11 protein-coding genes and 1 pseudogene are annotated in these 12509 nt (G+C 72.0%); 9 read left to right on the forward strand and 3 right to left on the reverse strand.

Annotated features, from left to right (window positions below; genetic code table 11):
* Positions 1 to 87: 87 nt before the first annotated feature.
* A complete protein-coding gene (locus tag ACQPWW_RS18505; protein ID WP_433124198.1) occupies positions 88 to 981 on the forward strand; it encodes a DUF5919 domain-containing protein in 894 nt (297 codons plus the stop codon).
* On the forward strand, positions 978 to 1781 hold the full coding sequence (locus tag ACQPWW_RS18510; RefSeq protein ID WP_433124200.1) for an inositol monophosphatase family protein: 804 nt from the start codon (positions 978 to 980) through the stop codon (positions 1779 to 1781). Before ACQPWW_RS18505 ends, ACQPWW_RS18510 begins: the two co-directional genes overlap by 4 nt.
* A gap of 64 nt (positions 1782 to 1845) precedes the next feature.
* Here the strand turns inward: ACQPWW_RS18510 and ACQPWW_RS18515 are convergent, their stop codons facing one another.
* The gene (locus ACQPWW_RS18515; RefSeq protein WP_433124202.1) at positions 1846 to 2181 is read right to left on the reverse strand and encodes a hypothetical protein; all 336 of its coding nucleotides are present in this window, start codon (positions 2179 to 2181) and stop codon (positions 1846 to 1848) included.
* A gap of 120 nt (positions 2182 to 2301) precedes the next feature.
* On the opposite strand from ACQPWW_RS18515, the gene ACQPWW_RS18520 reads away from it, so the two are divergent.
* The 5 genes from ACQPWW_RS18520 to ileS all read left to right on the forward strand — a co-directional run bounded on the left by ACQPWW_RS18520 (position 2302) and on the right by ileS (position 8309).
* Positions 2302 to 2883, forward strand: coding sequence for an RNA polymerase sigma factor (locus tag ACQPWW_RS18520; protein WP_433124204.1), 582 nt, complete (start codon positions 2302 to 2304; stop codon positions 2881 to 2883).
* On the forward strand, positions 2876 to 3586 hold the full coding sequence (locus ACQPWW_RS18525) for a hypothetical protein (protein ID WP_433124206.1): 711 nt from the start codon (positions 2876 to 2878) through the stop codon (positions 3584 to 3586). Before ACQPWW_RS18520 ends, ACQPWW_RS18525 begins: the two co-directional genes overlap by 8 nt.
* A 103-nt stretch (positions 3587 to 3689) precedes the next feature.
* Positions 3690 to 4211, forward strand: a complete 522-nt coding sequence (locus tag ACQPWW_RS18530; protein ID WP_433124208.1) for a hypothetical protein — start codon at positions 3690 to 3692, stop codon at positions 4209 to 4211.
* Entirely contained in the window at positions 4208 to 4993 is a 786-nt protein-coding gene (locus ACQPWW_RS18535) for a hypothetical protein (protein WP_433124210.1), read from the forward strand. Before ACQPWW_RS18530 ends, ACQPWW_RS18535 begins: the two co-directional genes overlap by 4 nt.
* A gap of 232 nt (positions 4994 to 5225) precedes the next feature.
* Entirely contained in the window at positions 5226 to 8309 is a 3084-nt protein-coding gene (gene ileS, locus ACQPWW_RS18540; RefSeq protein ID WP_433134417.1) for an isoleucine--tRNA ligase, read from the forward strand.
* Between the two features lie 19 nt (positions 8310 to 8328).
* Here ileS and ACQPWW_RS18545 read toward each other — a convergent pair whose 3' ends face one another.
* Together ACQPWW_RS18545 and ACQPWW_RS18550 are read right to left on the reverse strand one after the other, a co-directional pair.
* Complete coding sequence (locus tag ACQPWW_RS18545; protein ID WP_433124212.1) at positions 8329 to 9225, reverse strand: aldo/keto reductase; 897 nt, start codon at positions 9223 to 9225, stop codon at positions 8329 to 8331.
* 73 nt (positions 9226 to 9298) lie between these two features.
* A complete protein-coding gene (locus tag ACQPWW_RS18550) occupies positions 9299 to 10495 on the reverse strand; it encodes an MFS transporter (protein ID WP_433134419.1) in 1197 nt (398 codons plus the stop codon).
* A gap of 224 nt (positions 10496 to 10719) precedes the next feature.
* On the opposite strand from ACQPWW_RS18550, the gene ACQPWW_RS18555 reads away from it, so the two are divergent.
* Both ACQPWW_RS18555 and ACQPWW_RS18560 read left to right on the forward strand, forming a co-directional pair.
* Entirely contained in the window at positions 10720 to 11709 is a 990-nt protein-coding gene (locus ACQPWW_RS18555; protein ID WP_433124214.1) for a LacI family DNA-binding transcriptional regulator, read from the forward strand.
* A gap of 207 nt (positions 11710 to 11916) precedes the next feature.
* Positions 11917 to 12405, forward strand: a pseudogene (locus ACQPWW_RS18560) (alpha/beta hydrolase); the annotation flags it as partial.
* Between the last annotated feature and the right edge of the window lie 104 nt (positions 12406 to 12509).

Genomic DNA, 12509 nt, shown 5'->3' on the forward strand with positions numbered 1-12509 from the left:
TACCCGCTCTCCGGATGTCGTCCGGGCCACGCCGCTTGCCCGCTGGATAAGCTGACCCTCACCCCACCGGCGGGAAGGACGCGTGGCGTGAGCATTCGAACGGCCCCACCGTTCAGCATCCCTCACCTGCTGTGGGAGACCTCCGACATGCTCGACGCCCTGACCGCTCGCGACATCGCTCAGGTGTTCCGGCTTGTGCAACGAGCCACCCGCGCCAGCCAAACCAATCTCGGTATCGCCACCGGTCTCAGCCAGGCTCAGGTCAGCGAGATCACCAGCGGCGCCCGACGGGTCAGCAGCATCGACGTCCTCTCCCGCATCTGCGCCGGCCTGTCCATGCCGAGCCACGCCCGCATGACGCTTCTCCTCGGCGAACGTCACCGGGCCCCAACAGAGCAGGGCCTCAGGCACCCCCAGCTCGACACTGTTGATCGCGACCGGCTGGGTGACGTCACGGCGATCTATTCCAACCGATCTGACTTCAGCGCGGCGTTGCCGCCGCAGGTCCTCTTCAACCAGGCCAGGGACGTCCGCGCGGCGGGTGTGTCACTCAACCTCATCTGTCAGCAATACGCCGACAATCACCTCCTGAAGCTCCTCGCCGCCGGCAGTCGCCTCCGCTGCCTGTTCCTCGATCCAGGCGGCGAGACGATACGGCGGCTGGAGCGCGAGGACGACTATCCAGAGGGGCATCTGAGCGCACTCACCGAACTCAACATCCAGAACCTGGCCTGCCGAATCAGCAACCGGCTCCCGTCGGAAGCGCGTGACCGCCTCGCCGTTCGGGTGTACGACGAATCCGTCCGGGCCAACATCCTTCTGATCGACGACCGGCTCTGCGTTGTTCAGCACTATCTGCCGCAGATGCGGGGCGTCGACTGTCCGACGATGGTCATCGAGCGCAACGCGAGCCCGTCCGGCCTCTACCCGATATTCGACGGGATGTTCAGTTCACTGTGGGACCGCAGCCGCCAGCTATGAACGACTACGCCCGCCTTCTTCCCCTCGCCCAGGAGGCCGTCGACCTGGCGCGCGATCTGATGCGGACGCTCCAGCCCGGTGCGCTGACCTTCAAGGGTGACCGCGACATGGCCTCCGAGTTGGACTACGCCATCGAGCGAGCCGTCCGCGAGCATCTGGCCGCCAAGGCGCCTGAGATCGGGTTCCTCGGCGAGGAGTACGGCAGTAGCGGCGACACCAGCGCACTCACCTGGGCACTCGATCCGGTCGACGGCACCGTCAACTTCATCCACGGCTCACCCCTGTGCGCGATCTCCCTCGGCCTCATCCACCGCACCCACAGCGTCCTCGGCGTCATCGACCTCCCGTTCCTCGGCACCCGGTACCACGCCGCCCAGGGTCACGGCGCCTACGCCAACAACCGACGCATTCACGCCAGCGGGGTCACCGACCTGAAGGACGCCGTCGTCGCCATCGGCGACTACGCGGTCGGGACCGGGGCCAGCCGGAAGAACACCGAACGACTTGCCATCACCGAGCAGCTCACCCAGCACGTCCAACGGATACGCATGCATGGTTCCGCCGCAATCGACCTCGCCTGGTTGGCCCACGGCAGGATCGACGCTTTCATCATGCTCAACAACAAGCCCTGGGACACTGTCGCGGGCGTCGTGATCGCCCGAGAGGCTGGCGCGCTGGTGGTCGACATCGACGGCACGCACCACAGCGTGGATGCCGTCGCCACAGTCGGCGGCAACGACCTGCTCCTTCCGCCCATCCTCGCGCTCGTTCGGCGCGCACTCGCAGGCGCGGCAACCTGACCCGGGGGCAGCCGCGAATTTCAGCGGGCCGTTCAGCCGTCGAGGCTGCCTGGGCAGGCGAGCCTCAGCGGGCGTGCCGTTCCGGGTGCGCACGGTTCCACACCCGCATCCGCTCCGGATAGCCGGTGCGGCCCGCCTCGTACAGCGGCACCGCGTGCTTGCGGGCGATGGACCCCGCCGCGCGGGGCGTGCCGGTACGGCGACGGATCCACTCCCCGTCGTGGGCGATCGCCACGACTGTGGTGTCCGTCGCGGTGGTCTCCGGCTCCAGGTAGAACTCCACCCCGCGCCGGCTCAGGACGAACTCCTCCAGCGCGGCGAGGTCGTCCCGGGTCGCCTCCCGGTCCAGCTTCGTCGGGGTCGCCTCGGCACCCCGGGACCGTCGACTGAACCAGCTCATGCCCCACCCCTTCCCTCGACGCCCCTCCAGTGCAGCACCGAATCCTGGCAATACGCTGCACGCCGGGTGGGAGAAGGCTGACCCGACGAGGGCTGGAACCCGCCAGCCGTGGGCGGTGTCATGAGTGTGACCCGAACGGAGGTTCCCCTGGACGACGACGCGCTCGTCACCCGCGCCCGCTCCGGCGACCTGGCGGCGTACGACCTGCTGGTCGCTCGGCACACCGCGTCCGCGTACCGGACGGCGGTGCTGCTCGGCGCGGGCTCGGACTCCGAGGACGTCATCCAGGAGGCGTTCGTGAAGGCGTACCGCAAGTTGTCCCGATATCGGGGCGAATCGTCCTTCCGATCATGGTTGCTCGCGATCGTCGCCAACGAGACCCGCAACCTGCACCGGTCCCGCGGCCGGCGCGACGGGCTGGTGCTGCGCGCCGCGGCGGCGGACCCGACGTCGGAGATCGCCGAGGACGGGGCGGTGGACGCGGTCCTCGCCGGGGAGCGCCGGGCCGCGCTGGTGCAGGCCCTGCGGCAACTCCCGGTACGGGACCGCGAGGTGATCGTCTGCCGGTTCTTCCTCGATCTCAGCGAGGAGGAGACGGTGGCGGCCCTGGGCTGGCCCCGGGGAACTGTGAAGTCGCGCACGTCCCGGGCGCTGGCGAAGCTTCGCGGCCTGCTCGACCGGGAGGAGGTGCGGCATGGGTGACCTGGAACGGGACCTGCGCGACCTGTCCGCCTGGCTGGAGACGCCCGAGCCGCCGGACGTGCGCGCCGCCGTCCGTGGACGGCTGCGCCGGCCGGTGCGGCGGTGGCGTCCGCTCGCCGCGGCGGCGCTCGTCGCCGTGCTCGTGGCGGTGGTGCCGCCGACCCGTGCCGCCGTCGCCGACGCGGTCACCGGGCTGCTGCGCTTCGCCGGCGTCAGCATCGCCGTCGCACCCACGCCGACGCTGCCCAGCGGCGTCCCGTCGCCGTTGCCCGCGCAGCGGGCCGCCGACCTGGAAGAGGCACAACGGGCGGTACGGTTCCCGATCCGCCTACCGTCGAAGCTGGGTCCGCCCGAGCGGGTGCTGGTCGCCGACCCCGACCCGACGGGCACCTGTCGCGTCGCGACGCTGCTCTACGACGGCGGCGCGCTGCGCATCGACGCGTTCGACGGTCGCCTCAACCTGTCCTTCCACAAGGAGGTCATGCCGCCGGGGATGGACTGGGTCGACGTCAACGGCGACTTCGCGGTGTGGGTCGGCAGTCCGCACGTGCTGTCGTACGTGGACCGCTCGGGCACGGTCCGCAAGGAGACCGCCCGACTTGCCGCCTCGACCCTGATCTGGCAGGACGCCGACGTGAGCTACCGGCTCGAGGGTGCCGTCACCAAAGCCGAGGCCCTCGAGATCGCCCGTTCACTGCGCTAGGAACCTGCCGGGCTCGGCCGGTGTCCTGAAGATGCAAGAGGTCGTCGACGCGTACCGGAGGGTTGAGATGGGTTCACGGGGCAGGTCGCTGCTGGCAGCATCGGTGCTTCTGTTGGCGGGGTGCACGACCGCGACCAGCGGCGGGTCGGCTCCGCCGCCCGCCACCACCGCCACCACCGCCACCACGACGAATGCCGAAGGCGCCGCCGGCGGCGCGAGTGGCGCGGGCGCCGCGACGGGCTGCCACTCGCCCGTCGAGACGACGTCGCTGCCCGACTGGGCGGACGCCGGATTCCATGGGGACAGCCGAGGTCCGCACGTCTTCGGCGCGAAGGGGGACATCGTGGCGGTGTTGTTCGCCCATCCGCTACGGCAGGTCCGCAAGGACGGGTCGAACAACAAGATTCTGTGGGTGGCCCGCGCCGCCACGACCTCGCCCGACCCGACCGCACCGGCGACCCTGGTGATCACCGCGACACTGGACGGCACCGACACCCGGGTGACCCGGGAGGTGGCCGGCGGTCCCGGGCCGTCGATCATCGACATGCCGCAGGCCGGGTGCTGGCACCTCGACCTGCGCTGGTCCGGGCACACCGACACGATGGACCTGGTCTACGCCCCATGACGTCGGCCCCCGGGCTGCCCGGAATGCCGGGCATGCCGATCGACGCGCGAGCGGCGGCGGCCAGCGACAATGCCGAATGGTGCGACATCGTCTGCGGCAGCCACGGGCTCACCGGCCGTACCGACGCCGATGCCTGGTCGGTCTCCCACCGTTCGCCACAGTGGTACCCGGACGCGGTCACCCTGCGGCCGGGCGTCGACGCCGTGACCCTGCTGGCCCGGATCGACGCGGGGCCCGGCGCGTCGGTGAAGGACAGCTTCGCCGACATCGACCTGTCCGGGTACGGGTTCCGGGTGCTCTTCGAGGCGCAGTGGATCCACCGGCCACCCACGGCACCACCCGTCGACACACCGCTGGACCCGGTCACCACAGCCGACGACCTGGCGGCGTGGGCGGCGGCCCACGGCGGTGGCGAGCTGTTCCGACCCGCGCTCCTGACCAACCCCCGGGTACGGGTGCTCGCCCGCCACGACGACCGGGGTGCGATCACCGGCGGAGCGGTGCTCAGCGGCGACGGCCAGTACGGCGTCTCCAACCTGTTCACCCACACCGACCGTCCCCGGGACATCTGGCGCGCGGTGTGCGCCACAGTGCCCGACGCGCCGCTCGTCGGCTACGAGACCACCCCGGAGCTGGCCCCGGCCCTGGAAACCGGCTTCCTCCCCACCGGCCCGCTGCGCGTCTGGCTCCGCGCACGGACAGCTATGCTGGGCGGCATCGGCACCGATCCGGCCATCACCGGGGAGCCTCCGGAAGAACGGGCAGCTCGGCCGCCCCAGTAGAACCGGACGTCGCGGCACGTCACGTCGCGAAATGGAGCGGCGCCCGCACTGTCGGGGCGCAAGCGGGGTGGTACCGCGGAGTCCCGGCCATACGCCTGGCACTTCGTCCCCGCGTGGGCAGTGAGCTGATGCCCGCGCGAGCGGACTGTGGAGTGTAGGGAGAACGTCGGTGCCGGACGGTCCTTCGAAGTCGCCATTCGTGCCACTGCCCACCAAGATCGACCTTGGTGGGATGGACCGTGCGGTCATCGAGTGGTGGCAGACGAACAACGTGTTCAACCGGAGCCTGGAACGGACGGCCGACGGTCCGCCGTGGGTGTTCTACGAGGGGCCGCCGACCGCCAACGGCACGCCGGGCACCCACCACATCGAGGCGAGGGTCTTCAAGGACCTCTTCCCCCGGTACCGGACGATGCGGGGCTTCTCGGTGCCCCGCCGCGCCGGCTGGGACTGTCACGGCCTGCCGGTCGAGCTCGCTGTGGAGAAGGAGCTGGGGCTCGCCGGCAAGCCCGACATCGAGAAGATGGGCATCGCCGAGTTCAACGCCCTGTGCCGCACCTCCGTGCTGCGGCACGTGGACGAGTTCGTCCAGCTCAGTCAGCGGATGGGTTACTGGATCGACCTGGAGCACCCGTACCAGACGATGTCCCCGGAGTACGTGGACAGTGTCTGGTGGTCACTGAAGCAGATCCACGACGGCGGGCGCCTGGTGGAGGACTTCCGGGTCGCGCCGTACTGCACCCGCGACGGCACGACCCTGTCCGACCACGAGGTGGCGCAGGGGTACGAGACGGTCACCGACCCGTCCGTGTACGTGCGGTTTCCGGTGCGCGGGGCGGTGGCCGGCCACCACGGTGTGGAGCTGCTGATCTGGACCACCACCCCGTGGACCCTGGTGTCCAACACCGCCGTCGCCGTCCATCCCGCGGTGACGTACACCATCGCCCGCACCGGGCAGGGCACGTTCGTCGTCGCCGAGCCGTTGACCCGGCGGGTGCTCGGCGACGAGGCGGAGATCCTGGCCACCGTGCCGGGGTCGGCCCTGGAGGGGCTGCGGTACGAGCGGCCGTTCGACCTGGTGGACATCCCGGACGCGCACCTGGTGGTCCTCGCGGACTACGTCACCACCGAGGACGGCACCGGCCTGGTGCACCAGGCGCCCGCCTTCGGCGCGGACGACCTCGCCGTCTGCCGCGCCTACGGGTTGCCGCTGGTGAACCCGGTCGCCCCGAACGGGCGGTTCAACGACGGCATCGACCTGGTCGGAGGGGTGTTCTTCAAGGACGCCGACGCGTTGCTCATCGACCGCCTCCGGACGTCCGGTCGGTTGTTCCGGCACGAGCCGTTCGAGCACCCCTACCCGCACTGCTGGCGGTGCCACACCCCGCTGATGTACTACGCGCAGCCGTCCTGGTACATCCGGACCACCGAGGTACGCGACGAGCTGACCCGGGAGAACGAGAACACGAACTGGTTCCCGGAGCACATCAAACACGGCCGGTACGGCGACTGGCTGAAGAACAACATCGACTGGGCGGTGTCCCGCTCCCGGTACTGGGGCACCCCGCTGCCGCTGTGGCGCTGCCCGGACAACCACGTGACAGCCGTCGGCTCCCGCACCGAGCTCGGGAAGCTGGCCGGCGCCGACCTGTCCGAGCTGGATCCGCACCGCCCGTACGTCGACGAGATCACCTTCGCCTGCCCGGACTGCGGCCAGACCGCCAACCGGGTGCCCGAGGTGATCGACGCCTGGTACGACTCCGGAGCGATGCCGTTCGCGTCGTTGGGCTACCCCCACGTGCCGGGCAGCAAGGAGCTCTTCGAGCGCACCTACCCGGCCCAGTACATCTGCGAGGCGATCGATCAGACCCGGGGGTGGTTCTACACGCTGATGGCGGTGGGCACCCTGGTCTTCGACAGGTCCCCGTACGAGAACGTCGTCTGCCTCGGGCACATCCTGGCCGAGGACGGCCGCAAGATGAGCAAACACCTGGGCAACATCCTGCTGCCGATCCCGCTGATGGACACGCACGGCGCCGACGCGGTGCGCTGGTTCATGGCCTGCTCCGGCTCACCGTGGTCGCCGCGCCGGATCGGGCCCGGTCCCCTCGACGAGATCGTCCGCAAGGTGTTGATGACCTACTGGAACACGGCGGCGTTCTTCTCGCTCTACGCGGCGAACTCCACGTGGGCGCCGCAGCTGGCGCAGCCGGTCGCCGAACGACCGGTGCTGGACCGGTGGATCGTCGGCGAGGTCCACGCCCTCGCCGCCGCCGTTGACGAACGGATGCGGAACTACGACACCGCCCGCGCCGGCCGGCTGCTCGCCGACTTCATCGACGACCTGTCGAACTGGTACGTGCGGCGCTCGCGGCAACGTTTCTGGGAGGGCGACCCCGACGCCCTCACCACCCTGTACGAGTGCCTCGACATCCTCACCCGGCTGCTCGCGCCGTTCATCCCCTTCCTCACCGAGGAGGTGTGGCAGCAGGTCGTCCGGCGGGGCGACGGGTCGGCCCCGGAGTCGGTGCACCTGGCGACCTGGCCCACGCCCGACACCGCCCTGATCAGCGCCGAGTTGTCGGCCCAGGTGGCCACGGCGCGGGCGTTGGCCGAGGCGGGCCGCTCGGCGCGTAAGACGAGCAGCCTGCGGATCCGTCAGCCGTTGAGCCGGGCGCTTGTGGGACTACCGGCCGGCACGGTGCTCCCGCAGGCGTTGCTCGACGACATCGGCGACGAGCTGAACGTCAAGGTCCTCCAGCCGCTCGATTCCCAGAGCGGGGTCATCGACGTGCAGGTCAAGGCGAACTTCCGGACCCTGGGCCGCCGGTTCGGCAACCGTACCCAGCACGTCGCGAAGGCCATCACCGCCGTGCCCGCGCGGGAGCTGGTCGACGGCGTCCGGGCGAACGGGTCGTTCCCGCTGACTGTCGACGGGGCGCAGGTCGAGGTGGGCCCGGACGACATCCTGGTCACGGAGGTGCCGCGGACCGGCTGGGTCGTGGAATCCCAGCGCGGGGTGACGATCGCGGTGGACACCGAGATCACCCCCGAACTGGCCGCCGAGGGCGTCGCACGCGACGTCGTACGCATCGTCCAGCAGGCCCGCCGCGACGCCGACTTCGCGGTCTCCGACCGGATCACGGTGTCGATCGCCGCGCCCGCGGAGGTCGCGGCGGCGATCACCACGCACCAGGAGCTCATCGCGCACGAGACCCTCGCGCTCACGCTGACCGTGGTGGACGCCCTGTCGGAGGGCTTCTCCGGCACGGTGGGCGACGGTCAGGAGATCGTGGTGCACGTCGTGCGGGCCTGAGCGACGCCGGGGTGGACGATCAGGGCAGCCGGGCCAGGTCCTGCGGCGTCAGGCGCAGGGCTCCGGCGGCCACGTTCTGCGCCAGGTGCTCGGGGTCCGCGGTGCCGGGGATGGCGAGCACGTGGGGGCCCTGGTGCAGCGTCCAGGCCAGGCGTACCTGCTGCGGTGTGACGCCGTGGGCGCGGGCGACGGCCTCGACGGCGTCGCTCCGCGCGGCGCTCGGGCCCGCCTCCCGGCCGGTGCCGGCCAACGCGAAGAACGGCACGTAGGCGATCCGCCGCTCGCCGCAGGTCCGGACGAACCCGTCCTGCTCCCGGTAGGCGTCCACCCCGTAGTTGTTCTGCACGCAGACCACCGGTGCGATGTCCGCCACCTCGTCCAGGTGCTCCGGCCGGACGTTGGAGAGCCCGAGGTGCCGGATCAGCCCGGCGGCGCGCAACTCGGCGAGGGCGCCGAACCGGTCGACAAGCGGCACCGCGCCCGGCCCCCGGCCGAGGCGCAGGTTCACCACGTCGAGCTGGTCGCGGCCGAGCCGACGCAGGTTCTCCTCGACCTGGGCGCGCAACTGGGCCGGGGTGAGCGCCTCGGTGAAGCCGGCCACCGGGTCGTACCCGAAGCCGACCTTGGTGGCGATGACCAGGTCGTCCGGGTACGGGGCGAGCGCCGCGCGGATCAACTCGGTGGCGTGGCGGGCCGGGCCGGTGCCGACGCCCAGGGCGCCGCCGGGCGAGACGTAGAACGCGGCGGTGTCGATGTGGTTGACGCCCAGTTCCACGGCGCGGCGCAGCAGGGCGACCGCCCGGTCCCGGTCGGGGTTCGCGGTGATCCGCATGGAGCCGAAGCCCATCCGACGCACGGTGCGGTCGCCCAGGGTCCAGGTGCCCGCCGCGGCGGCGGTGATCTCGTCGGTTGGCATCGGGCGACCCTAACCAGCGCGGGTACGCGGCGCAGTCGGCCGCGCACCCGATACCGCTCGGCGGTGGGGTGGGTTAGTTTTTGTGTGCTGCCGGAGCCGGCTCGGCGGTGTGCGGCGGGCGCAGCACCGGCACCAGCAGCAGGGTCGGCAGCAGCAGCAGCGGCACCACAAGCAGGGCACGCAGCGTGCCGACCTGGTCGCCGAGCAGCCCCAGCAGCGGCGGCCCGCCCAGGAACGCGGTGTAGCCGATCACCGCGACCACGCTCACCCGCACCGGCGCGTGGGCCTCCTCGTCGGCGGCGGCGCTCATCCCGACCGGGAAGCCCAGCGACGCGCCGAGGCCCCACAGCGCGACGCCGACGATGGCCAGCGGCCCCGAACCGGCGAGCACGGCCAGGCCGGCGCCGACCACGGCGAGCCCGATGGTGCCGGTGAGCACCGGCACCCGACCCCACCGGTCCAGCGCGACGGTGCCCACGGTGCGCCCGGCGGTCATGCCCACGACGAAGACGCCGAAGACGGCCGCGCCGGCTGCCTCGCTCAGGTCCCGTCCGTCGATGAACGCAACGGCCAGCCAGTCGTTGGCGGTGCCCTCGGTGAACGCCGCCACCAGCACGAACAGCCCGATCAGCAGGGTGCGCGGCTCCCGCCAGGCGGCGAGCTGCGCACGGCGGCGGGCCGCCGGGGTGGCGTCCGCCGGGTCGCCGGAGTGCTCGCCGGCGGGGGGCAGGAACGTCCGGGAGGCGAGCACGGTGCCGGCCAACACGATCACCGCCACCGCGACGAGGTGGGTGCCGACCGCCACGTCGAACCGGGCCGCGCCGGCGCCGAGCGCCGCGCCGGCCACCGAACCGAGGCTCCACCCCGCGTGGAAACGGGGCATGATCGTACGACCCAGGCGCCGTTCCACCGCCGCGCCCTCGACGTTCATCGCCACGTCGCAGGCGCCGGAGCCGTAGCCGAAGGCGACCAGGCCCAGTGCCACGACGGCGAACGACCCGGTCATCGTGGCGCCCAGCCCCGCCACGGTCAGGCCGAGCGCGACAAGCACGGTGGCCAGGGTCACGGTCCGGGCCGCGCCGAGTCGCTGGGCGAGCAGACCGGAGGTGGGCATGGCGAGCAGCGCGCCGACGCTCATCGCCAGCAGGAGCAGGCCGAGGCGGCCGGCGGAGAGGTCCAACGCCTCGCGCACCGCTGGCACGCGGGAGAACCAGCTACCGACGGCCAGCCCGTTGAGGGTGAAGGTGACAGCGACGCCGTTGCGGGCCATCAGCACCGCCCGCGAGGGCGGTGCGGTGTCGGGGGCTACGGGTCTGCTGGTGGGGGCGCTCACGGGGTCAGGTCCTCTTTCTCGGGGTGATCTCCTGGCACGATCGCACACCTGAGAGCGCTACCACCACAACCGGCAACCGCCCCTTACCGCCGTTGGATCGGTCGGGGCATGATGTGAACAGGCGTTTGTCCGACCGGACGGGTCGCCGCGGGGAGGCGATGATGACGGCAGCGGCACAACGACCGGCCACTCTCGAGGACGTCGCCCGGATCGCCGGGGTGTCGCGGTCCACCGCGTCGCGGGTGATCGCCGGCACGGGGTTCGCCTCGCCGGCAGCCCGACAACAGGTCACGGCAGCCGTCGACCAGCTCGGTTACGTGCCGAACCCGGCCGCCCGGGCGCTGGTGCGCGGCGGCGGCGTACGACTTGTCGTGGCCGCGCAGGGGGCCAGCGCGGCGGTGCTGGACGACCCGTACGTCCACCAGGTGGTCGGCTCGGCCGCCCGGGTGTGCACACCCGCCGGTGTCGGGGTGGCGCTGCACTGGCTGCCCCTCGGCGACCCCCGCGGCCTGCACCAACTCGCCGCGGACCGCACCGTGTGCGGGGTGATCCTGGTCAACACCACCGAGGACCTGCTGGCGGCGGTGCCCCCGTCGCTGCGCGGCCGGGTGGTCTCGATCGGAGTCGGCTCGGCGACCGTGCCGTCGTTCGACGTCGACAACGCCGCCGGCTCGGACGAGGTGCTGCGCCACCTGTACGCCGCGGGTCGCCGCCGCATCGCCATGGTGACCGGCCCCCGGTGGCTGCCCTGCGCGCAACGCCCCGTGCAGACGTACCGCCGGCTGATGCGCCAGGCCGGCCTGCCGGAGTGGGAGATCACCGGGGACTTCACGGCGGCGCGCGGCCGGGTGGCGGCCGGCGAGGCACTGCGCCGCTGGGCGACCGTCGACGCGATCTTCGCGATCAGCGACGACACCGCGCTCGGGGTGATCGCGGGGCTGCGCGACGCCGGTGTACAGGTGCCCAGCGACGTCGCGGTGGCCGGCTTCGACGACATTCCGCTGGCCGGGATGACCGCCCCGGCGCTGACCACGGCGAGCCACCCGGTCGGGCGGATCGCCGTCGCCGCGGCCACCGCCCTGCTGGACGGACGTCCGGCCGCCCGGGTGACCCTCTTCCCGTCCACCCTGGTGGCCCGGTCCAGCGCCTGAACCCCGACCGTCGGCGGGTCGCTGCGCCCCCGCCCGACGCCGACGGTTAAGCCCCGGCCTCCCGGGTAACCGCGTCGGACGTTGCGTCGACCGCGAGGAGCGCAGGCTGTGTCCGACTCCGCGCCGCCGTACCCGGGTCCCCGGCACGGGCGGCTGACCGCGCGTCCCCACCCGCCGGTGACGCCGGGGCCCACCGGCCCGCTGCGGATGACCGGCCCCGACGGGAAACCGCTGGCGCTGGCGTACGTCCCGGATCCGGCGCCCGACAGTTCGGCGTACCGGCTGGTGTTGCTCCTGCACGGCGCGGGCGGCTCCGCGCGCCAGGGGCTGGACCTGCTGTCGCCGGTGGCGGACGCGCAGCACCTGCTGCTTGTCGCCCCGGACTCGTCGGCCGCCAGTTGGGACCTGATCGCCGGCGGTTTCGGGGCGGACGTCCGGCGTATCGACGGGCTCCTGGCGACCGTCTTCGATGGCTACCCGGTGGGGGACGTGACGTTCGGTGGTTTCTCCGACGGCGCCTCGTACGCGCTCTCGCTGGGCCTGGCCAACGGGGATCTGGTCGACGGGGTGTTGGCCTTCTCCCCCGGTTTCGCCGCGCCGCCGACCACCAACGGCCGACCACGGATCTTCGTGTCGCACGGTGTCGACGACCGGGTGCTGCCCATCGACGTGTGCAGCCGCCGCCTCGTCCCCCACCTGCGCGGCCTCGGCTACGACGTCGCGTACGAGGAGTTTCCCGGCGGCCACGAGATACCCGCTTCGATCCGCGACCGCGCCACCACCTGGCTCACCAGCACACC

Source organism: Micromonospora sp. CA-240977 (assembly GCF_050942285.1).
Taxonomy (GTDB): Bacteria; Actinomycetota; Actinomycetes; order Mycobacteriales; family Micromonosporaceae; genus Micromonospora.